The 20,431-nt window shown below is 70.2% G+C and carries 18 protein-coding genes and 1 pseudogene; 8 read left to right on the forward strand and 11 right to left on the reverse strand.

What is annotated here, in order from left to right:
• Nucleotides 1-40 precede the first annotated feature (40 nt).
• Nucleotides 41-787 (reverse strand): hypothetical protein, encoded by a 747-nt coding sequence (locus ACQEU8_RS30630; protein ID WP_433106818.1) that lies wholly within the window; start codon nucleotides 785-787, stop codon nucleotides 41-43.
• Between the two features lie 416 nt (nucleotides 788-1,203).
• Between ACQEU8_RS30630 and nhaA the strand changes: the two genes are divergently transcribed.
• Nucleotides 1,204-2,556: a Na+/H+ antiporter NhaA gene (gene nhaA, locus ACQEU8_RS30635; protein WP_433106820.1), complete on the forward strand. Its 1,353-nt coding sequence runs from the start codon at nucleotides 1,204-1,206 to the stop codon at nucleotides 2,554-2,556.
• A 299-nt stretch (nucleotides 2,557-2,855) separates the two neighbouring features.
• Here nhaA and ACQEU8_RS30640 read toward each other — a convergent pair whose 3' ends face one another.
• The gene (locus ACQEU8_RS30640; protein WP_433106822.1) at nucleotides 2,856-4,106 is read right to left on the reverse strand and encodes a hypothetical protein; all 1,251 of its coding nucleotides are present in this window, start codon (nucleotides 4,104-4,106) and stop codon (nucleotides 2,856-2,858) included.
• A gap of 79 nt (nucleotides 4,107-4,185) precedes the next feature.
• On the reverse strand, nucleotides 4,186-4,719 hold the full coding sequence (locus tag ACQEU8_RS30645) for an N-acetyltransferase family protein (protein WP_433106824.1): 534 nt from the start codon (nucleotides 4,717-4,719) through the stop codon (nucleotides 4,186-4,188).
• A 307-nt stretch (nucleotides 4,720-5,026) separates the two neighbouring features.
• On the opposite strand from ACQEU8_RS30645, the gene ACQEU8_RS30650 reads away from it, so the two are divergent.
• Both ACQEU8_RS30650 and ACQEU8_RS30655 read left to right on the forward strand, forming a co-directional pair.
• Nucleotides 5,027-6,388, forward strand: a complete 1,362-nt coding sequence (locus tag ACQEU8_RS30650) for a hypothetical protein (protein ID WP_433106826.1) — start codon at nucleotides 5,027-5,029, stop codon at nucleotides 6,386-6,388.
• Nucleotides 6,388-7,215, forward strand: coding sequence for an SDR family NAD(P)-dependent oxidoreductase (locus ACQEU8_RS30655; protein ID WP_433106828.1), 828 nt, complete (start codon nucleotides 6,388-6,390; stop codon nucleotides 7,213-7,215). The genes ACQEU8_RS30650 and ACQEU8_RS30655 overlap by 1 nt, the downstream gene beginning before the upstream one ends.
• Before the next feature lie 51 nt (nucleotides 7,216-7,266).
• On the opposite strand, the gene ACQEU8_RS30660 is transcribed toward ACQEU8_RS30655, so the two are convergent.
• The 4 genes from ACQEU8_RS30660 to ACQEU8_RS30675 form a co-directional block, all read right to left on the reverse strand.
• Nucleotides 7,267-9,663, reverse strand: coding sequence for an ATP-binding protein (locus ACQEU8_RS30660; RefSeq protein ID WP_433106830.1), 2,397 nt, complete (start codon nucleotides 9,661-9,663; stop codon nucleotides 7,267-7,269).
• Nucleotides 9,664-9,691: 28 nt separating this feature from the next.
• Nucleotides 9,692-10,312, reverse strand: a complete 621-nt coding sequence (locus ACQEU8_RS30665; protein ID WP_433106832.1) for a DUF6879 family protein — start codon at nucleotides 10,310-10,312, stop codon at nucleotides 9,692-9,694.
• On the reverse strand, nucleotides 10,305-10,574 hold the full coding sequence (locus ACQEU8_RS30670; RefSeq protein WP_433106834.1) for a hypothetical protein: 270 nt from the start codon (nucleotides 10,572-10,574) through the stop codon (nucleotides 10,305-10,307). Before ACQEU8_RS30670 ends, ACQEU8_RS30665 begins: the two co-directional genes overlap by 8 nt.
• A 109-nt stretch (nucleotides 10,575-10,683) precedes the next feature.
• Entirely contained in the window at nucleotides 10,684-11,607 is a 924-nt protein-coding gene (locus ACQEU8_RS30675; protein WP_433106836.1) for a MarR family transcriptional regulator, read from the reverse strand.
• A 181-nt stretch (nucleotides 11,608-11,788) separates the two neighbouring features.
• Here ACQEU8_RS30675 and ACQEU8_RS30680 point away from each other — a divergent pair, with 181 nt between their 5' ends.
• From ACQEU8_RS30680 to ACQEU8_RS30690, 3 genes are all read left to right on the forward strand, one after another.
• Entirely contained in the window at nucleotides 11,789-12,049 is a 261-nt protein-coding gene (locus ACQEU8_RS30680) for a hypothetical protein (RefSeq protein WP_433106838.1), read from the forward strand.
• Nucleotides 12,046-13,464 (forward strand): serine hydrolase domain-containing protein, encoded by a 1,419-nt coding sequence (locus tag ACQEU8_RS30685; RefSeq protein ID WP_433106840.1) that lies wholly within the window; start codon nucleotides 12,046-12,048, stop codon nucleotides 13,462-13,464. The genes ACQEU8_RS30680 and ACQEU8_RS30685 overlap by 4 nt, the downstream gene beginning before the upstream one ends.
• A 73-nt stretch (nucleotides 13,465-13,537) precedes the next feature.
• Nucleotides 13,538-14,335 (forward strand): DUF1963 domain-containing protein, encoded by a 798-nt coding sequence (locus tag ACQEU8_RS30690; RefSeq protein ID WP_433106842.1) that lies wholly within the window; start codon nucleotides 13,538-13,540, stop codon nucleotides 14,333-14,335.
• A 601-nt stretch (nucleotides 14,336-14,936) separates the two neighbouring features.
• On the opposite strand, the pseudogene ACQEU8_RS30695 reads toward ACQEU8_RS30690, so the two are convergent.
• Both ACQEU8_RS30695 and ACQEU8_RS30700 read right to left on the reverse strand, forming a co-directional pair.
• Nucleotides 14,937-15,053, reverse strand: a pseudogene (locus tag ACQEU8_RS30695) (DUF397 domain-containing protein); the annotation flags it as partial.
• Nucleotides 15,022-15,915 carry a helix-turn-helix domain-containing protein gene (locus tag ACQEU8_RS30700; protein ID WP_433108839.1) on the reverse strand — a complete coding sequence of 298 codons (894 nt, stop codon included), beginning with the start codon at nucleotides 15,913-15,915 and terminating at the stop codon, nucleotides 15,022-15,024. The gene ACQEU8_RS30700 and the pseudogene ACQEU8_RS30695, both read right to left, overlap by 32 nt.
• A gap of 147 nt (nucleotides 15,916-16,062) precedes the next feature.
• Between ACQEU8_RS30700 and ACQEU8_RS30705 the strand changes: the two genes are divergently transcribed.
• Both ACQEU8_RS30705 and ACQEU8_RS30710 read left to right on the forward strand, forming a co-directional pair.
• Nucleotides 16,063-16,224: a hypothetical protein gene (locus ACQEU8_RS30705; protein WP_433106844.1), complete on the forward strand. Its 162-nt coding sequence runs from the start codon at nucleotides 16,063-16,065 to the stop codon at nucleotides 16,222-16,224.
• Nucleotides 16,217-16,429, forward strand: a complete 213-nt coding sequence (locus ACQEU8_RS30710; RefSeq protein ID WP_433106846.1) for a hypothetical protein — start codon at nucleotides 16,217-16,219, stop codon at nucleotides 16,427-16,429. The genes ACQEU8_RS30705 and ACQEU8_RS30710 overlap by 8 nt, the downstream gene beginning before the upstream one ends.
• A 22-nt stretch (nucleotides 16,430-16,451) precedes the next feature.
• Here ACQEU8_RS30710 and ACQEU8_RS30715 read toward each other — a convergent pair whose 3' ends face one another.
• Nucleotides 16,452-18,767 carry an FUSC family protein gene (locus ACQEU8_RS30715; RefSeq protein WP_433106848.1) on the reverse strand — a complete coding sequence of 772 codons (2,316 nt, stop codon included), beginning with the start codon at nucleotides 18,765-18,767 and terminating at the stop codon, nucleotides 16,452-16,454.
• Nucleotides 18,768-18,929: 162 nt separating this feature from the next.
• Nucleotides 18,930-20,426 (reverse strand): CoA-acylating methylmalonate-semialdehyde dehydrogenase, encoded by a 1,497-nt coding sequence (locus ACQEU8_RS30720; RefSeq protein WP_433108841.1) that lies wholly within the window; start codon nucleotides 20,424-20,426, stop codon nucleotides 18,930-18,932.
• Nucleotides 20,427-20,431 lie beyond the last annotated feature (5 nt).

The raw sequence follows: 20,431 nt of genomic DNA on the forward strand, positions 1-20,431 counted from the left end.
TCCACGGTGCGTCCACGGCGCGGTGCGGCTGCGCGGGCCGTCAGTTTCCGCCGTCGGAGTCGAGGACGAGGGACACTTCCCCGTTGGACGCGGCCGCGGTCAACTCGGCCGCGTCGGCTTTGTCGACGACGACGGAGACGGGGAGGCTGCCGCTGGAGGCGAGGGAGTCGTCGGAACCGGACCTGACCGACTGGACCTTGGCGCCCTCGACGATCGCCGCGTTGCCGGAACCGCGGTTCCGCCCCGAGGTGTCACCGCTCGCGTCGTCGGACCCGCCGCTGCTGCCCGAGGAGGTCTCGCGGCCCACGCGGTACGCGGAGACCGTGTCGCCCTCCCGCAGCCGCGGCGGATACTGCCCGCTCTTGAGCGAGAGCCCCACCACGGCCTTGCCGGGACCGAGACCCTTGTCCTTGGTGAGCATGCTGCCCACCAGCACGGTCCCGTCGACCAGATCGGCGGCCGAGCGGTACTTCTTGAGCAGTCCGCGCTGGTCCCAGCGCACGTACTTGATGTCGCTGTCCTCGGCGACCATCACCGATTTGATGGCCGAGTCCGGAATCGGCTGCCCCTGCGGTACCCGCTTGGTGAGGGCGACGGCCTCGACCCGGTCACCCGCGCGCATCACCAGGACGGTCGCGCCCAGGGCGCCGAGCAGCACCAGGAGGACGGCGAGTGCGGCGAGCGCGGGCTTGCGTTCGCGTGGCGGGGACGGCAACCGGTCCCCGGCCGGTGCGGTGAGTGCTGCTCCGCGCCCGACCCCGGCGGAGCTCCGCTCCTGGGTCTTCACCTCACCACCCCCGTGTTGTGGTCTTTCCCCGTGTTGTGGTCTTTGTGCGTCTCACGTCGTGTCACGTCGAGAACCTGCCCCGTGCCGACATACCGCTACCGCCATGTCGGACATACCCCCGCGTACCAACAGGCGACTACGCCATGTAAATCCCGGGCACAGTATCAACACCCCCCGACCCCCTCAAGGCGGATCCGAACGCCCACCGGCCCGTGATCCGGGCGCCGTCGCGGCCCGCGGCCGGTGCGCTGCCCGGGCAATGACCCCGAACAAGTCCGGGCAGATCGCCGCAGTTCGAGTACGGTGTCAGAAAGGCGTCAAGATCGCGCCACGTTCTCATAGGTGTGCCGGGAAGTCTGGTCGGCGGTACGGGGCCCTCCCCGTATCTCCGCACGCGCCGATCCGGGGAGCCACCGATGACACCGCCCGCGACGAACGACGGCCGCACCTCCCTCTTCGCCCGGCCGTCGGCCCGGGAGCGCCGGGTGCTGGCGGACGCGCTGCGCACCGAGACCGTGGGCGGGACGGTGCTGCTGGCCGCCGCCGTGGTGGCGCTGATCTGGGCCAACACCCCACTCGCGCACCTGTACGAGACGGTGCGCACCTTCCACTTCGGCATCCCCGCGCTGGGCCTGGATCTGTCGGTGGAGCACTGGGCCTCGGACGGCATCCTGACGGTCTTCTTCTTCGTCGCCGGTGCCGAACTGAAACGGGAGCTGACCGTCGGCGAACTCCGCCGGCCGGCCGCCGCCGCACTCCCCGTGGTCGCGGCGGCGAGCGGGATGGCCGTACCCGCCCTGACCTACGTCGTGGTGAATCTGGCGCGCGGCGGCGATCTGAACGGCTGGGCCGTTCCGATGGCCACCGACATCGCCTTCGCCCTCGGCGTGCTCGCCGTGATCGGCACCAATCTGCCCTCCGGGATCCGCGCCTTCCTGCTGACCCTGGCCATCGTCGACGACCTGGGCGCGATCCTCGTCATCGCCGTCTTCTACACCTCCACCCTCAACTGGATGGCGTTCGGTGGCGCCGTCGCGGGGCTGGTGCTCTTCCGTATCCTCCACGTCAACCTGCGGCTGCCCGGCTGGTACGTGTACGTACCGCTGGCCGTGGTCATCTGGGCGCTGATGTACAACAGCGGCGTGCACGCCACCATCGCGGGCGTCGCGATGGGTCTGCTGCTGCGGGTGCAGCCCGACGATCCCGACGACCCGGAGAGCCTCTCCCCCGCCGAGCGCATCGAGCGCCTGGTCCGGCCGCTCTCGGCGGGCTTCGCGGTGCCCGTCTTCGCCCTGTTCGCGGCGGGCGTCGGTGTCTCGGGCCCGGCGCTGGCCGAGACCTTCCGGCAGCCGGAGGCGCTCGGGGTGATGCTGGGCCTGTTCGCGGGGAAGTTCATCGGCGTCTTCGGCGGCACCTATCTGGCCGCCCGCTTCACCCGGGCCCGGCTCAGCTCGGACCTCGCCTGGGCCGATGTGGCCGGAGTCGCGATGCTGGCGGGGATCGGCTTCACGGTCTCCCTGCTGGTGTCCGAACTGGCCTTCCAGGGCGAGACCGTCACCGAAGACGCCAAGGCCGCCGTCCTCCTGGGCTCCCTGCTCTCCGCACTGGTCGCCTGCGTCCTGCTGAAACTGCGGGACGCGAAGTACCGGGCACTGTGGGAGGAGGAGACCCGCGACGAGGACCGGGACTCCGTCCCGGACATAGACCAGGACGTGGACCCGATAAACCGCCCCACGGAGGCCGCGCGGCGCGCCCGCAAACGCGATTGACGGCGCGCGCGGGGAACTGCGCGCTCAGCCACAGCTCACCCGCAGCCTGCGACGCCGGCCAGGGGCACCCCCTGCCCAGTCCATGGGCGCCGGGCAAGCGGCTGACAGCGGGGCTGCCCCTTGCTGACGTCCGCAGGCTGCGGGCAGTTGGTGGTTGCTCGCGCAGTTCCCCGCGCCCCTTCGGGGCGCGCGCCCCCCAGCTGCGCTTGGGCAGTCTGCTCCCCCAGACTCCGTCCGGGAGGTGCCCCCAGGGCGCAGGGTGGGCAAGCGCAGCCGCCCCATTGCCGGGCAAGGGCAAGTCACCGCGCCTGCCCAAGAGTGAGCCGCAGAAAGCGGGGGCGGTAATAGGCGACGTCCCGATGAATGGCGGCGCCGGAATCGCGGAGCACGTTGACGTCGTAGCTGACCAGCAGTTCGCGGCCCGACCGGCGGGAGAACTCCGCATGCCACTGCGGGTTGTACGGCACGGCACCCGCACCCGGTGCACCCTCGGGGAGCGGGGGTTTCGCCACCCGCCCTGGCCCGCGCCAGGGCCCGGTCGGCGTACAGGACCAGTACGAGACGATGTCGGTGACCCCTCCCCCGTCCGGCGCCCCGGCGTCCATGGTCAGCAGCAGCCAGCTGTCCCGGTGCCGGACGACCGAGTAGGTGCCGGTCGCGCCGCGCTGCACCGTCTTGCCGACGAGTATCGGCTCCGACTTCGCGGGTTCGTCCTGCCACCCGCCGCCCTCGCCCCCCGCGCGCGGCGACCCCGCCCAGAATTGCCAGGCCGCGGCGTCGGCGAGTCTCCCCCGTGGCACCCGGGCGACATGGGCGCGGGACGCCTTGCCGCTGACGCTGCCCTCGTCGGCCCCGAAGACGAATGTCCAGCCGCCCCGGGTGACCGCCGACGTGCCGTACAGCACGCGCCGTTCGATATCGGCCTGGCGCGGGCGGTGGATCGGCGTGACCCCCTCCAGCTTCAGATCCGGCAGCGACAGGGTCGCCACCTCCGAGGCCCGGGGTACGCCGAAGATCCACGGCGGCTGCCCCGCCTCGCGCTGCCACAGCAGTACCCGCACCACCTTCTCGGCCGAGCCAGGGCGGCGCGGTTCCACCACGGCCTGCACCGGCCACCGCCACGCCTCGCGCCCGTCGGCGGTCGCGGTGCCGGGGAAGAGGGCGGTGGGACGGGTGTCGGTGCCGCCGAGCAGCGTCCGCTCGAACCGCCCGCCCCGGTCCGTCACCAGCGCCGAGTTGCGCACCCAGACGGGGTTGGGCTTACGGCTCCGAGGGCCGTTCACCGCGCCGTACACCTGGTCGAGGAAGGTGTCGGCGGACAGCCACAGCGTCCGCCCGTCGGGCAGCCGCACCGAGCGTGTGCCGTCGCCGCCGGTCCAGTCGTCGAACCGGGCGTTGTCGTCGCCGTACCGGGCCAGCTCCCGCGTCATCCGGTCATCGGTCCGCCAGCCGGTCACCTTCGCCCCCGAGCAGCCGTCCCGGCGGCGTTCCTCCCCGTCGGGCACCGTGAGCAGCACGCCGACCAGCACCAGCGCGGCCAGCACGCCCACCCCGAGTCGCCCTCGGGCACCCCGAGTTGACCCTTTCCCCTGACCCGCCATCGGCCACAGGCTAATGCGTGCCCCGCACTCACCCGAAAGAGCGCTGCATGAGGATGGTGTCGATCCACCGGCCGTGCTTGTGGCCCACCCCGGTGAGCCGGCCTGCCGGGACGAAGCCGAAACGGCGGTGCAGGGCTGGCGAGGCATCGCTGCCGGTGTCGGCGATGACGGCCACGATCTGCCGGACCCCGGCCTGTTCGCACTCGTGCAGCAGCCTCGTCAGCAGGGCCGAGCCAAGTCCCAGGCCGGTGCGGCCCGGTGCGAGGTAGACGGTGTTCTCCACGGTGTGCCGGTAGGCCGGCTTCGGGCGCCAGGGACCCGCGTAGGCGTACCCGACGACCTCGCCGGCCTCCCCGGTCTCGCCGGTCCCGCTGCCGAGCTTCGCCACCAGGAAGGGCAGGCCCCGCTCGGACAGCTCGTCCAGGCGGCGCCGCCAGTCGGCAACCGTCGGCGGAACCTGCTCGAACGTGATGACGCTGTCGGTGACGTAGTGCGCGTAGATCTCGGCGACGGCTTCCAGATCGGCGGGGGTGGCGGGGCAGACGATCGGGGAAGTGGCCATCGGACCGGTCCTTTTCTCTATAGCGCGTACTTCGCGGCGGATGTCTCGCATGGTTGCGCTCCCGCGCCCCGTAAGGGGCGCGGGGAACGGCTCCCCTGGGGGCACCTCCCGGCCGGAGGCTGGGGGACTTCGGCCGGGAGGTGCCCCCACAAGCCACGACACACCCGCAGCCTGCAACGTCGAGCAGGGGCACCCCGTTCCCAGCAGAGGGGAGGGTGACTGCGCAAGCTCCGCCGGACAAGCCATAGAGTGCTGGCACGAGACCCGAAGCACGAGGGCGGGGCTCGAAGTGAACGGGGGCAGGAACATGGTGAGCGCGGCCGAGGGCAATCAAGTGCGGCCCGCAAGCGACGACGACGCGGCGAACGACGACTCCGCGTACGGCGAAGCCCTCCTACGCGCCGAACTCGCCCCCGGCGCTCTGTGGGCGCGGGTCGCGCTGATCGTCGGCCTGTGCGCGGGCTGCGGCTTCCTGGCCTCCGGGATCTACGACTACACCCACGTCGGCCGCCCCAAGGGACTGGCCGCGAACCTGTCGCTCGGCGTCGGCGCCGCGCTCGTCCCGGCGACGCTCGCACTGCTGCTCACGCTGCGTGGCAAGAGCCGCGACCGGCGCAGGCTGATAGAGCTGTACGGGGTCGCGGCCCGCCGGGGCAGAACCGAACAGGCGCTGCGCGGGCGGCGGGCCGGGTGGATGACGGTCTGCGTCCTCGCGCTCTTCCTGGCGTTCCTCTTCCTCGTCGGCGGACTCCAGCAGGCGTTCTCCTCCGACCCGTACGAGGAGCCCGACCCCACCGTCTACGGCGCCCTGCTGGCGTGGGCCGTGATCCTGACGGCCGCCGCCTGCGCGGGCATTGCGAAGGCCCGCCGCTACCGGACGGGTCCGGACGCGAGCACCGGCGGCACCTACGGGAGCGGCACGCCCGCCCCCGGAGGCCGTACCGTCCGGGCCCCGCAGCCCTCGCCGCGCGCCGCGCTCTACGCACGGCTCGGCTCCCGGCCCGCCGCCCCGCACCGGCTCAGCCCCCGGCTGGACGCCCGTATCCAGCGGCTCTCCCGCCCCGCGGCCGTGGCGCTGGCGACGGCCGCCACACTTGTGGGCTGCGCGCTGGCGGGCGCCACCATGCTGCTGCCCCGGTATGCGGGCGGCGGCAGACCGCTGTTCTGGACGCTGCTGCTGCTCACCGTGGTCTATCTGATCTGCCTGCTGCTGGAGCTGACGTACTACGGGCCGCGCCGCCGCTATCTGCTGCTCGTCATCTTCGCGGGCATAGCCCTGCTGCCGATCTCCGGGCACGGCTACACCACCTCCGTACTGCTGGAGCGCGGTGAGTGGGTGCGGGTCGAGATGACGGAGGTGCACCACCACGCCAAGGGCGGGCCGACCTGCGATCTGCGGCCGCTGACCAAGGGAAGCGTCACCGAGGACGACGACCTGACCATCTCGTGCGACGAGGACGAGGCGGGCGACACCCTGTCGGTCTTCGCCGACCCGCAGGGCGAGGTGGGGCCGCGCCGCTCGGAGCCCACGAGCCTGATGAGCTTCTTCCTCGGCTGGGGCATCACCAGCACCGTGCTGGTGGGCTGCGCCGTCGGCGCCGCGCTCTACGGCCACCGGCGCCGCAGGGAGCTGGGACTGAACACGCCGGATACGGAAGGGGACCGTTGATGCCGACCGAGCCCGAGGCCGCCGCCACACCTGCCGCGCCCACAGCCGCCGCCCCCGCCGGGGACGCCCCCGTCTACCCCGACCTGGCGGGCAAGGTGGCGGTGGTCACCGGTGGTTCGCGGGGCATCGGCGCCGAGACGGGGCGGGCGCTGGCCGCACAGGGCGTCGCCGTCTGTCTGGTGGGCCGGGACCGGCCGGCGCTGTTCGAGGTCGCCGACAGCATCGGCAAGGAGGGCGGCAACGCGATCGGCGTCGTCGCCGACGTCACGGACGCCGCCGCGCTGGGCCGGGTGGCCGAACGGGTCGCCGACGAACTGGGCCCGGTCGACATCCTCGCCGCCTTCGCGGGCAGTCCGGGTGAGCCGACCCCCACCCCCGAACTGACCGAGGAGCGCTGGCGCCAGATCCTCGACGCGGACCTGACCTCCGCCTTCCTCACCATCCACACCTTCCTGCCCGGCATGGTCGAGCGGTTCAGCGGCAGCATCCTCACCCTGTCCTCGGCAGCCGGCCGCCAGCCAGGACAGGCCAACCTCGCGCACGGCGTCGCCAACGCGGGCCTGACCATGCTCACCCGGCAACTCGCCACGGAGCTGGGCCCGCAGGGCATCCGCGTCAACTGCCTCGCCCCCACCACGGTCCGCACCGAGAAGGTCACGGCCACCATGTCCAAGGAGCTCCAGCACAAGGCGGCCCTCCGCCATCCCCTCCGCCGCCTGGCCGAGCCCACCGACGTTGCCTCAGCCGCCCTCTTCCTCGCCTCCGACGCCGCCGGCTATCTGACGGGCGTCACCCTGGACGTGGCAGGCGGCCGGATCACCAACTAGCGCTTCGCCACCCATTCATCGTGGTCGACCCCCGGCCGGGGCGCACGACTGTCACGGCCCGGCCAGCTCCTCCTCGATACGGGTACGCAGAGCCACAGCACGCGGATCGCTGTACGCGGCCAGACCGCTTCGGGCTTCGGCCCAGTGGGCGCGCGCCGCCCCGGGGTCTTCCGGCTGCACGGCGGCGGCAAGGCAGTCGAGCTCCAGGACACGCTGCCAGGTATCGGAGAGTTCGGCGTGCACGACGGCGGCCTGCCGATGAAACGCGACGGCCTCGTCATGCCGGCCCATCGCCACATACGTCTGCCCGGTGCCCCGCCAGGCGAGGGCTTCCCGACTGCGGTTCCTCAGCCCACGGTGCAGCTTGGCGGACCGATGGTACGAGGCGAGCGCGTCGCCGAGCCGAGCAGTGGAGCGCTGGATATCCCCGAGAGTGAGCAGCCAGAACCCTTCCAGGGTGTGGGATCGCAGATTGAGTGCGATGTCGAGGGCTTCCTCGATCGCGCTCAGTGCCGCTTCATGCCGGCCCTGTTCCCGGCGAATTTCAGCGAGGATGTTGAGCGCGTTGCCGACGCTCCGCTGATTGTTCAGAGCCCGATGAGCGCTCAATGCCTGCTGCGCGGCCGTTTCGGCCTCCTGCAGACGGCCCGAGTCAAGCCTTGTGCTGGCGATGTTGGACAGGGCCATGGCCGCTCTGCGGGGCTCGTCCAATTCGCGGAACTGTGCAGCCGCGCGCTCGAAATGCTCGGCCGCCGGATCGAGCTGACGGCTGTCGAGGTGGATCAGGCCGATGAGATTGTTCGAGCGGGCCTCATCAAAAGGCACCTCTTCGGCACGAGCCAGTTCCAGAGCCCGTTGGTGACAGTCCAGGCCATCTTCAAGTCGATGGCACTGCCGGTAAGCCATACCGAGATTATTGAGCAGTCGGATCTGGGCAACCGGTTTGTGCGCGCGTTCAGCAGCCGCGAGGCCGGCGCGTCCGGTGTCGAGCCAGTCGAGAACCGACGACGACGGTGAGCGAGCGTTCCACAGGACCTCGGCCAACTGCCATGCGAGGGAATCGAATCCGGCGGAGAAGGCTGTCGACGCCAGACGAATGAGGATCGAGTGTTCGCGGTCCGCCCAGTCGACCGCCGTGTCGTAATCGGGAAAGCTCGTGGGAGATACGGTGTCGGCCGGCTCGGTCAGCGTGAGGCGTTCCTCGATCGGCTTGATCCAGCTCTGCGCCGCGTCGGCAGTGTGCAGATACCATTCAAGCACCCGGTGCAGGGCCATGGCGCGCTGTTCGGACGGCTCATCGCTCTGCGCCTGGTGTGCGGCGAAAGCACGGAGCAGGTCGTGGAATTGAAAGCGATCCGGTGCGATCTGCTCCAGCAGGTGAGCGCCGACGAGATCGTCCAAGAGTGGCCTCGTGCGCCGGGGCGGAAGCTCAGCCAGGGCGGCAGCCGCATGCAGGCTGAACTCCGGCCCGGGATGGAGCCCCAGCAGCCGGAAAAGCCGCGCGGACTGCGCGGGCAGGGCCCGATAGGACCAGGCGAAAACCGAGCGGACTGCCTCGGCATCCTCATCAATTCCCGTACTGAGCGCATCCCACAATGCCGACTCATCCCGCAAGTCGGCGATGAGATCGTCGATCCGCATATGGGGATGACTGGCGGCCCGCTCCGCCGCTATACGCAAAGCGAGTGGCAGCCGAGCGCAGAGCCGGCTCAGCTCGGTGAGCTTTTCCTCGCCGTCCTCGGGCCGGTAGTTGCTGGTAACCGCGCGCAGCAGCGCTACTGCCTCCTGCTCCGGAAGCGTGCCGAGGGAGAGATGACGGGCACCGTCGCGAACCGCCAGGCCGGTGAGGCGACTGCGGCTGGTGACGATGACCAGGCTGGTGCCGCCGCCCGGGAGCAATGGCCGCACCTGGCTCGCTGTGGCGGCATTGTCCAGCACGATGAGAACGCGCCGCTCGGCGAGCAGGGAGCGGTACAAAGAGGCGGCTTCGTCGACATCCTGGGGAATGCGATCGGCGGGCACGCCGAGTGCGGCCAGGAAACGGCGCAGCGCCTGGTTCGCGGTGACCGGTTCGCCAGGATCGTAGCCGCGCAGATTGATGAATAGCTGCCCGTCCGGAAAGTGGTCCTTCACCTCGTGCGCCCAGTGCAGCACGAGCGAGGTCTTTCCCGCGCCTGCGGTACCCGCGACCACATGAACGGAGACAACCAGCCGGTCGCCGCTGCGGTCGGTCAGGATTGCCTTGAGCTGACGCAGCTCGTCGGTGCGGTTGACGAAGGCGTGGACGTCGGCGGGAAGTTGCCGTGGCGTGGGTCCGCCCCCTTCCCGGTCCCGCCCCTGGTGAAAATGGATCCCGCCTGCGACACTTCCAGCCTGCACGACGTCACGGGAGTCCCCTGAAAGGTCGTTGCGGGACTCCTGCGAAGGTCCGTCCCCGTTTCCGGACACGCTGTGATCCGCTCCTCTCAGGCCGCTCTCAAGCCGCCGGGGGCGGTGGCAGGTGCGCCACCACGCGTTCGAAGTACGACTGGATGTCCTCAGCCACCGTGTAAGCCTGCTTCACAAAGGCCACCCAGGGTTTCACCACATCGGGGTCGGTGAAGCGGCGGGCGCGCTCGAAGGCGCCCTTTTCGGTGTAGAGGACTTCGTACAGCGTCTTGCCGTCCAGAACGACGATCTCGGGCAGCAGACCGTCGGTCTCGGCCGGGGCAACTTCCTTTGCATGCAGCACCCGGCATTGATGCCCGGCTTCCGCGCGCATGTGCAGCCAGTGCAACTCCCACTGCATATACGGCGTCAACGGCTCCTCCACCACACGCAGGCGGCGGAAGGGCGAAGAGCGCTTTCTGTCATCCTCGGCTGTCTTCCGCGCTTCATCAAGACGTGCCTCGAACAGGCGGAGTGCCTCCGGCCAGTCACCCCGCCGGAGCGCGTCCCGGGTAGGGCTGTCCTCCTCGAAATGCTGGAGCCGCTCCAACTTCCACGACTCGCCGTTACGGATGGCTTTGCGCCGCGCCCGGAAGTCACTGACGTAGGGGTCGTGTTCCAGGAGTTCACCTTGCTCCGGCGGGAGAGACGGAGCACGAAGATCAAGCATCAGGAATTTCTGCCTTTGCTGCGCTGAGCATGCTGCCGGGAATTACGACCAGCCGTTCGTCGGAACGAAGAGATACACCCTTCGGCAAGCGGGAGCCGTAGTCGTCGGTGAGATCTCGGCCTATGACGGCGATATCGCCGTTGTCCAACTGCCAGATGTCCGGGCAGTCTTCCTCATCCTCCGAGACCCCTATCTCCCCCGCCGACTTCCCCAGCCTCCGGAGGAATAACGCGGACGGGTCGGCTTCCCAGGTACGGGCCATGGCTACCCCCAGTCATTGTCACGTGACGGACTTCACGGTACCGGAAGTGTTTGAACGTGTGCAGTCCGTGTTCAGCCAGCCGCAGCGGTCGGTGCGAGATTGGCGCGACTCACTTCTCAAGTGCTTCGCGCTGCGCCGCGCTCAGGCGATCCGTTCGCGTGGTGAAGGTGTATATCCCGGGCCCGACAACACGCAGGACGAGGGGATCAGCGATGGCCGGCTGACGTTGGTTCGCGTCCAGGGCGGCGGCAGTACGCTCCTGGGGCCAGCCGAGTGCGGTGGCCAGGGCGTCCAGGCTGAGCGGCCGGCCGGCATGTACGAGGGCGGCGAGCACGGTCAGTGCGTCGTACACGACGGACTCGGCGAGGTTGCTGCCGCTCATCTGGTCGCTGAGCCGGGCGAAGAACTGGCCCATCCTGCCCAGCCGCCGGCCCGCGGTTGTGTCGGCGCCGAAGACTTCGACGCCCTGCTGGGCGGCGGTCGCGATCTCGCCGTGTGCGCTGGTGTCGGCCCGCCACGCCCGGAGCCAGGCGTCGTCGTCGATGACGTACCGATCACGGCGCCCGCCGGGATCCGGTTGGCGCACGACCAGTTCCAGGGCTTCGAGGAACGCGATGGATTTGGAAACCGACGCCGGGCTGACCTGCAGCCGGCGCACCAGGTCGCCCGCCGTCAGGCCGCCGGCGTCAGCGGTGAGCAGGCAGACGAACACCCGGGCGGTCATCCGGGGCAGCCCGGTCGCGGCGAGCAGGGTCGCGAAGGTGTCCACGAAATCGCGCTCCACCTCGGTCGGTTGCCCGTCGCCCACCGGCTCGGCCGGTCGGGCGGGCTTGCTCCGACGGGCACGGTCGCCGGCGGTCTGCTGCGCTTGGTCGGCCAGGTAGTTGCCGGGTTCGCCGTTGCGTGCGACCTCGCGGCTGATCGTGGAGGTCGGCCGGCCGAGCCGTCGGCCGATCTCGGCGAACCCGAGCCCGTCGGCCAGCCACTCCGCGATCCGCCGGCGGTCCTCGTGGGTCAGCCTGCCTCCCGGCATCGGCGTATCTCCTTTCCTTGCATTCACCCACAGCACGTTGCAACGGTTCGGTTGACGGAATTGCATTCATTCACATCGCTGTTGCAACGAATTGCTTCCACCTCCCGTTTTCAACCCTCCTTCCATTGACCCAACTTGAAACGCAACGTAGCTTTCCCACCTGGAAAACGAGGAGGGCACAATGATGCACGTAATGGCCGTGTCGACCGTCTCGGACGACGGCAAGTTCTGGAGCGGCCTGAAGAAGGCGCACGCCAAGCTCCCCAAGGGCGCCAAGTGGAAGCTGGCGGTCGGCAGCAAGGACGGGGCCAAGGCGGTGAACATCATCACCTACGACTCGATCGATGCCGTCCGGGACTTCTTCGAGGCGCACGCCGGCGCCTATGCCGTGACGGAGTTCTTCGAAGCAGACGCCGCGAACGCGGTCGGTCTCCCGCGATGAGGATCGACATACCGCGGATTATCGACATACCGCGGATTCAGTCCCGGGTCGTCGAACTCCTCGCCGAGTACGGAATTCCGAGTGCCGCGATCGGGATTCTCCACGGCGGACAGCTCGCCGAGTTCGCGGTCGGTGTCAAGAACGTGGAAACGCGCGAGCCCGCCACGCCGGACACCGTCTACCAGTGCGGCTCCATGACCAAGACGTGGACCGCGCTGGCCTTCATGCAGCTCGTCGACGAAGGGAAAGTCGATCTGGACGAGCCGGTGCGGACCTACTTGCCCGGTTTCACGGTGGCCGATCCCGAGGCAAGCGCCAAAGTCACCCCTCGTCATCTGCTGTGCCACACCAGCGGAATCGAGGAAGCCTTCGGCGATCCCGGCGAAGACGACGACGTCTACGAGCGCATGGTCGAGAACATCGCCGACGCGCCCCAGGTGTTCCCACTGGGCCACACCCATGGGTACAGCGCGGCGCTGGGTTACGGAATTCTCGCGCGGATCCTGGAGGTGCAGGACGGCAAACTCTGGGACGACGTCATGCGAGACCGCCTCTTCGACCCCATGGACCTCACCAGCACGAGCAGTCGGCCCGAGCAGGAGGACGAAACCCGGGTCGCGACCGGGCACCTGATCCGGTCCCTGGAGGAGGGCCCCATCGTCACACCGGTGGACCACCTGCCACGCGCCTTCGGCCCCGGCGGCAACATCACCTCGACGGTCCGGGAAGTGCTCGCAATGGCGCACGTCCTCCTCGACGAGGGCACGGCGCCGAACGGGCAGCGCATCGTCTCGGCCGAAAGCCTCCGGGAGATGACGCGTTCGCGGGTGCCGGTACCGGATCCGTACATGTTCGGACCGGAGTGGGCGCTCGGTCTCATAGCGTGTGACTGGAACGGCGAAACCGTCTATGCGACCGACGGCAGCACGATCGGCCAGAACGCCCGGCTACGGCTCCTGCCGGACTCCAACACCGCCATCACGATGCTGACGAACGGCGGACCGCGGGAAAGCTTCTACCGCCAGGTGTTCAACGAGATCCTGACCGGCCTCGGCACGGTCACCATCCCGGACATGCCCGCACCGCACCCGACGCTGAAGCTCGATCTGCCCAGGTACGAAGGCGTCTACGAGCGCCCCGGCGCACGGTACGAGGTGTCGGCCGACGGTGGAAAACTCCACCTGACCCTGGTCCTCGACCCGATGCAGGCGGAGTTCCTCCAGAAACCGGACCGCGTCACATATGAGCTGCTCCCGGTGAGCGAAACGCATTTTCTGATGCCGCCGGTGGACGCGTTGGAGGACACCCAGACGGTCGCGATCTACGACTTCACGCACGGCGCCGCGGGGTGCGCCGCGGGGTACGCGGCCCGGTACCTGCACACCAACTGCCGGGTGCACCCGCGAAGGGCGTAGCCTGCCGACTCCGGCGGCGGAGGGCCGGGCCCGGGGCTGCTCTCGCGGTTCGGTTGTTGAGAAGATCCCCGCCATGGAGTTCAACGACCCCGCCGACATGCGCCGCATATGCGCCGAACGGCTCGGCGAGCCGGCCGGGCGGCAGCTCGCGGCCATGGCCCGCCGCGGCTTCCGGCTCGACCGTCCGACGGACGAAACCCCCGCCACCGGCCGCTGCCGGCTCGGCGGTCCAGCGCTGCTGGAACCGGGCACCCCCTGGCCCGAGCTCGACGGCTACCCGCTGTCCCTCCACGCCGTACTCGACACCGACGCGCTCGCCCCCTGGCTCGGCGACGAACTCCCCACGCGCCCTGGCCTGCTCAACTTCTTCTATCTCGACCCGGATGTGCCGTACGAGGAGTACCGGAAGCTGGACGCCGACGCGCCCGAGGCGTGCCGGGTGATTCCCGCCGATCCCGCGCGCGCGGTCGAGACGTCTGCGCCCGCCCCCGCAAGGAGCTATCCGGTCGCCCCGGTGCATGCGGCCGGGACGGCCATGCTCCCGGACTGCTGGGATCTGGAGGATGGCGACATCCCATACGACCGGGACGAGCACTGGGGCCTGCCATCGCTCATCCTGACCCAGCTGGACGGTCTCGACGGGAACACCGCCGGCCACCACTGTGCCTTCGGCTGGCCCGACACCTCGTATGCCATCTACGTCACCGAACGGGACGCCGACGGCCCCGAGATCCATCTGCTCCAGCTCGCGGAGGACGGGGAGCTCGGGTGGGGCTGGGGTGACGCCGGAACCCTGTACTTCATGATCCCGGCGAGCGCCTTCGCGGCGGGCGACTTCAGTCGGGCCGAGGCGAGGATTCGCTGCTGCTGAGCCCCTTCGGGCGAGGGGGTGCCCCTGTCTGATGTTTGCCGACTGCGGGTGCCGTTGTGGCTGGTCGCGCAGTTCCCCGCGCCCCTGACGGGGCACGTCCGCGTCCCCCCTGCTGCGCCGCGATTGGGCACGCTGCCGCCCAGCCCCTTCGGACGAGGGGGTGCCCCTGTCCGACGTTTGCCGACTGCGGGTGCGTTGTGGCTGGTCGCGCAGTTCCCCGCGCCCCTGACGGGGCGCGTCCGCATCCCCCCGGCTGCGCCGCGCCTGGGCACGCTGCCGCCCAGCCCCTTCGGCCAAGGGGGTGCCCCAGTCCGACGTTCGCCGACTGCGGGTGCGTTGTGGTTGCTCGCGCAGTTCCCCGCGCCCCTGACGGGGCGCGTCCGCGTCCCCCCTGCTGCGCTGCCCTTGGGCACGCTGCCGCCCAGCGCCTTCGGGCGAGAGGGTGCCCCTGTCCGACGTTGCCGACTGCGGATGCCGTTGTGGCTGGTCGCGCAGTTCCCCGCGCCCCTGACGGGGCGCGTCCGCATCCCCCCTGCTGCACTTGGGCAGTCTGCGCCCGGGGCGCAGGGTGGGCAAGCGCAGCCCCACGCGCGGGGTGCCCCTAGCCGGCCCGCTTCACCTGGTCAACGAATGCCTGCCAGACCGGAGTTGAGAACGTCAGCGGCGTGCGGGCCGTGTCCTTGCTGTCACGTACCGGGACGACGCCGGGGAAGCCGTCCGCGACCTCGACGCAGTTGCCGCCCTCCTGGTTGCTGTAGCTGCTTGCGTGCCAGCGCGCGCCGGTCAAATCCACCATGGCTGGGGCCCTCCACTGCATCAGCGATCACCTGAGCGGACATCACCCGAGGGAGCGAGTCCGCACGCAACTGATCGTAAGCCCGGATGAACGACGCCACATCGTCCGGCTCTTCATAGAGCTGCCCCTGATCGGAGCCCTCGGTATACGCCACCTCGGACCCGTCCGGCATGGTCAGGATGGTGAGGGAGACGCCCATCATTGGGTGCTCCCCAGACGTGAACGGGAGCACCTGAATCGCATGCTTTCCACATGCCTGCCGCAGACCCTCGAACTGCTCACGCATCGTCCTGTCACCACCCACCGGACGCGCGAGAACGGCCTCGTCGAGCACTGCGCAGAGAGTGGGAGCATCGGCTGCTTGGAGCCGGGTCTGTCGTGCCATTCGTAGCGCGACACGTTCTTCAAGCATCTCGGGGCCCGTCAGGGTCCGTCCGACACTCAGCATGGCTCGGGCATACGCCTCGGTTTGAAGGAGTCCTGGCACGGCGTGCGCCGCGTATTCGCGGATGGCCACAGCCTTGGCTGCGAGCTCCATAAAGCGCCGGGACCAGTCCGGGAAGCTCTCCCGGTACACATGCGGCCACAAGTCGTTCAGCAGGTCGTTGGCGCCAACGGCGGCGTCAATGGCCCTGGTCAACTCCCTGGTCGGGCGGGCTCCCGACGCGCACTCCAGCTGCGCGATCCGCCCGGGGCTGACGTAGACCTTGGCGGCCAGCTCCTTCTGGGTCCAGCCGCGCTGCTCGCGGAGGCGTTTGAGGTGGACGCCGTAGAGGGCGGCCATGCTGGATGACGGGTCCAATTGATTCTTGGCCATGGGCTCACCCCGGCTGGCTACTTGGCAACTAGTAAAGCTCTCAGTGCTGTTGAGGCTACTTCGGGTGACGCACGCTGTTGGCGGTAACCAGCAATTCCAGCAAGAGGGAAATCAATGGAGAGTCCTCGTCCGGCCTGCCAGGACTGTGAGTGGTTCCGCACGATGATCAATCGGGCGGCGGGGGATCCGGAACCGCGGGCCGATCTGGAGGCGCTGTTCGGCGCGCATCTGCGCCACAAGCACAGCGACGAAGAGCGTCGGCTGCGGAGTGTGTGAGGTGTGGGCCGAGGGCGACAGGGTGCGGGACGCGAAGACCGGCAAGCCGGGGACGGTGGTGCAGGTGACGGGGCCGGCGCCGTTCATCTACCGGGTGCTGGTGGAGGGGGACGCGGCGGGCGGGGCGCCGATCATGATCTATCGGTACGGCGACCAGTTGCGCCGCGTGTCCGACTGCGAACGCAGCAAGCAGGGCTCCGCGTAATGAATACGAGCAACTCCAGGCGTCAGGACCGGGGTTGGCGTTTGGGGACGACCGCCTGGGCGAGGTCGTCCAGCGCGTCGGTGAGGAGTTCGGCCGTGCGCAGGGCGACGGGTGGCGGGTGGTCGGCCTGCTCCCACCAGCGGGCCAGCGCCTCATGGACGGCGTCCCACTCCAGCGGCTCGCTGTTCCGTACGGCGGTGACGGCGGTGGAGACATCGGAGGCGAGGGCCGCCGAGAAGTCGGCGGCGGCGCTGTCGGGCCGCGCACTGGGGTGGGGACTCGGCAGATGGGCTTCCAGCAGCATGCAGGCGCGGCCCATGGTGACCAGCGCCGACTGCGCTTCGCCGGCCGAGCGGCGGGAGAGCCGGCCGTGGTGGCGGACGGGTTCGACCTCGGCGCGGCTGAGGGTCTCCTCCCAGTCCTGCCGGGCCGCGCGGGTGTCGAGCAGCGCTTCGCGTACCCGGCGGGGGGCGTGTTCGGCGGGCTGCGCGAAGGCGTCCAGTACCGCGATGGCGTACCGTCCGGTCGCCGCCAGCCAGTCGGCGAGCCGGTCACGCAGCAGCGGGGTGTGCCAGGCGGGGAAGAGCGCGTAACTCAGCATGGCCAGCACCCCGCCGAGCGCGGTCAGTCCGGCGCGCTCGTAGGCGGTCTGGTACCAGTCGGCGCCCAGGATGCCGAGCAGGAAGATCACGTACGCGCCGGTCCAGACGGAGGCGATGACGTACCCGGTGTTCAGCAGCAGATACATCAGGCCCACGCTCACCACGGCCAGCGCGGCGCTCAGATACGGCCCCGGGCTCGCCAGCGCCATCACCGTACCCGCGACGGCGACACCGATGAGGGTGCCGACGGCCCGGCCGACGCCCCGCTCGTACGTACGCGAGAAGTCCGGCCGCAGCACCATGACCGCGGTCAGCGGCACCCAGTAGCCGTGTGCGGGCGGCAGGGATTTGCCGATCAGATAGCCGACGGAGACGACGCCGCTGACGCGCAGTGCGTGCCGCAGGATGGGGGACTTCCAGTGGAGTTCGCGGCGCAGGGCGCGGAGTGCGACCGGGACCAGGCCCGCGAGGGTGGGCATGTGCAGATGGCGTTCGCGGGCGAGCGCGTGCCCGGCGGCGGGGGTGTGCTTGCCCCCGGCCGCCTTGCGGCGGGCCCGTTCGGCCTCCAGCGCCGCGGCCTCCTCGGCGGCGACCTCCTCCGGGTCGGGGCCGTAGGGGCCGTCCAGGCTGGCGTCCACCACCGGGGGCCGGTCGGGGAAGCCGCGGCGGCGGCCCTCGCGGTCGGCCACATGCCAGGTCACCCGCGCCAGCACCCCGCCCTTGGTGACCTCGACGGGCTCCTGCGCGGCTTCCACGGCGTCGTCGGTGAGGGCGATCAGACGAAGCCCCGCACGCCGCGCGGGGCCGCTCAGCACGGGTCCCGTCTCGGGTACTTGGAGTACGTCCAGCGCCTGGTCGGGCAGCCGGACGCGTTCGCCACGCCGGATGGCGCGCGCGGTCGCGTCCAGCACGGTCGCGGCGGCGGCCAGCAGCTCGCGTACCCGGTCCCGTTCGGGTCCCACCATCGGTGCCCCGCCCACCACCGGGTCGGCGAGGGAGGCCAGCACCGGGCGGAAGCGCTCGGCCATCGCCCGGTAGCCGTGCAACTGGCGGGGCCTGCGGCGGGCCTGACGGGGGGTGACGGCGGCGGCGCTGCGGGCCTCGATCAGCGGTTCGGGGTCGAAGGGCGCCATCGGGTCGTGCCGCAGCCGCCGCGCGTAGTCCGCCACCGCGGCCAGCGCGTCCGCGAGGGTGTCACGCCGCTCGCCCCACGGCCGTACGGGGAACAGCACGATGAGTCCGGCCTGTACGACACCGCCGGTGGCGATCAGCGCGGCGTGGCCGAGCGCGCCCAGTGTGCTGGTGGGCAGATGGACGGTGATGAGCATGACGGAGATGTTGAACGCCGCCACCACGCCGGAGGTGGGGCCCACGCCCCACGCCATCCCGGCCAGGAACGACCACACGGCGAGAAGCAGTACGAACGCCCACGGCAGGTCGATCAGCAGATAGCCGAGGAAGGTGGAGACGGCGAGCCCGGTCGCCGCCGCCAGCGCCAGCACGGGCCGGGGCCGCCAGCTGCGCTGGAACGTCGCGATACCGGAGGCGAACGCGCCGAACGCGCTGGAGACCGCCAGTTGCGGGGTGCCGATCAGCAGCGCCAGCCCGACCACCAGGCCGACCCCGCACGCCCCGCGCAGCGCGGTCAGCGGCGTCAACGAGGCACGCTCCACGCTGACCCCGGAACGGGCGGTGTCCTTCAGCGCCCGGAGCCAGGGCAATGGTGCGGCGAGCATGCGGCGAGCCTATCGAAGCCGGACGTTCTGGTTTCGGCCCGCGCCTTTGCCGCCGGACTCCCGCCGTTGTGGCTTGCCGCCGCGTCGGCGGGAAGGGTTGCCCGGAACCTCTTCCCGCCGCAACGGCGAGCACCGCCCACCCACAGGGTCCGGCGGAAGGAATCAATGGTTACTGGGGAAGCCGAGGTTGATGGCGGAGGTTTCGGAGGGGTCGGGCCAGCGGGTGGTGATGACCTTGCCGCGGGTGTAGAACTGCACGCCGTCGTTGCCGTAGATGTGCAGGTCCCCGAAGAGGCTCTGCTTCCAGCCGCCGAAGGAGTGGTAGCCGACCGGCACCGGGATGGGGACGTTGACGCCGACCATGCCGGCCTCGACCTCCAGCTGGAACCGCCGGGCAGCCCCACCATCGCGGGTGAAAATGGCGGTGCCGTTGCCCCACTTGCTGGAGTTGATCAGCGCGATGCCCTCGTCGTACGTCTCGGCGCGTACGACGCACAGCACGGGGCCGAAGATCTCGTCGTCGTAGGCGGCCATACCGGGCTGGACCCTGTCGAGCAGCGAGACGCCGAGGAAGAAGCCGTCCTCGTGGCCCGCCACCGAGAAGCCGGTGCCGTCCACGACGACCTCGGCACCCTGCGCGGCAGCGCCCGTCACGTAGGAGGCGACCTTGTCGCGGTGCTCCCTCGTGATCAGCGGGCCCATTTCGCTGGCCGGGTCGTCACCCGGCCCGATCCGCAGCTTGCCGGCCCGCTCGGCGATCTTGGCGACCAGTTCGTCGCCGATTCCGCCAACCGCGACAACGACGGAAACCGCCATGCACCGCTCGCCCGCCGAGCCGTACGCCGCGTTGATGGCGTTGTCCGCCGCGTGGTCGAGGTCGGCGTCGGGCAGCACCATCATGTGATTCTTGGCGCCGCCCAGCGCCTGCACCCGCTTGCCGTGAGCAGTGGCCTCCGCCTGGATGTGCCGGGCGATGGGGGTGGAGCCGACGAAGGAGACGGCGGCCACGTCCGGGTGCGCCAGCAGCCGGTCGACGGCCGGCTTGTCGCCGTTGACGACGTTGAGGACGCCCTCGGGCAGCCCCGCCTCGGCGGCGAGTTCGGCGAGCCGATAGGAGGCCGAGGGGTCCTTCTCGCTCGGCTTGAGGACGAAGGTGTTACCGCAGGCGATGGCCAGCGGGAACATCCACATCGGCACCATCGCGGGGAAGTTGAACGGGGTGATGCCCGCCACCACGCCGACCGGCTGCCGGATGGCGGAGACGTCCACCCGGGTGGAGACCTGGGTGGACAGCTCGCCCTTGAGCTTGTCCGGGATACCGCAGGCCAGTTCCAGGATCTCCATCCCACGGGCGACCTCGCCGAGCGCGTCCGAGTGCACCTTGCCGTGCTCGGCGGTGATCAGCTCGGCGATCTCGTCGCGCCGTGCGTCCAGCAGTTCGCGGTACTTGAACAGAAACGCGGTGCGCCTGGCCAGCGAGGACTGCGACCACTCGGAGTAGGCCGCCTTGGCGGCGGCGACCGCCGCGTCCACCTCCTCGGCCGAGGCGAGGGAGACCTGGGTGGGCTGGGCTCCGGTGGCCGGGTTGTAGACGGGGCCGAAGTTGCCGGAGGTGGACTCCACCGGCTTGTTGCCGATCCAGTGGCCGAGGGTCTTCATGGGGG

It is taken from the genome of Streptomyces sp. CA-250714, from assembly GCF_050936705.1.
Classification (GTDB): domain Bacteria; phylum Actinomycetota; class Actinomycetes; order Streptomycetales; family Streptomycetaceae; genus Streptomyces.

Coding starts and splice junctions, on each gene's coding strand:
- ACQEU8_RS30715 (WP_433106848.1), bottom strand. CDS start 18,767: ATGCTCGCCGCACCATTGCCCTGGCTCCGGGCGCTGAAGGACACCGCC.
- ACQEU8_RS30700 (WP_433108839.1), bottom strand. CDS start 15,915: ATGGCCGCCCTCTACGGCGTCCACCTCAAACGCCTCCGCGAGCAGCGC.
- ACQEU8_RS30675 (WP_433106836.1), bottom strand. CDS start 11,607: ATGCCGGGAGGCAGGCTGACCCACGAGGACCGCCGGCGGATCGCGGAG.
- ACQEU8_RS30670 (WP_433106834.1), bottom strand. CDS start 10,574: ATGGCCCGTACCTGGGAAGCCGACCCGTCCGCGTTATTCCTCCGGAGG.
- ACQEU8_RS30680 (WP_433106838.1), top strand. CDS start 11,789: ATGATGCACGTAATGGCCGTGTCGACCGTCTCGGACGACGGCAAGTTC.
- ACQEU8_RS30645 (WP_433106824.1), bottom strand. CDS start 4,719: ATGGCCACTTCCCCGATCGTCTGCCCCGCCACCCCCGCCGATCTGGAA.
- ACQEU8_RS30655 (WP_433106828.1), top strand. CDS start 6,388: ATGCCGACCGAGCCCGAGGCCGCCGCCACACCTGCCGCGCCCACAGCC.
- ACQEU8_RS30690 (WP_433106842.1), top strand. CDS start 13,538: ATGGAGTTCAACGACCCCGCCGACATGCGCCGCATATGCGCCGAACGG.
- ACQEU8_RS30665 (WP_433106832.1), bottom strand. CDS start 10,312: ATGCTTGATCTTCGTGCTCCGTCTCTCCCGCCGGAGCAAGGTGAACTC.
- ACQEU8_RS30705 (WP_433106844.1), top strand. CDS start 16,063: ATGGAGAGTCCTCGTCCGGCCTGCCAGGACTGTGAGTGGTTCCGCACG.
- ACQEU8_RS30650 (WP_433106826.1), top strand. CDS start 5,027: ATGGTGAGCGCGGCCGAGGGCAATCAAGTGCGGCCCGCAAGCGACGAC.
- ACQEU8_RS30720 (WP_433108841.1), bottom strand. CDS start 20,426: ATGAAGACCCTCGGCCACTGGATCGGCAACAAGCCGGTGGAGTCCACC.
- nhaA (WP_433106820.1), top strand. CDS start 1,204: ATGACACCGCCCGCGACGAACGACGGCCGCACCTCCCTCTTCGCCCGG.
- ACQEU8_RS30685 (WP_433106840.1), top strand. CDS start 12,046: ATGAGGATCGACATACCGCGGATTATCGACATACCGCGGATTCAGTCC.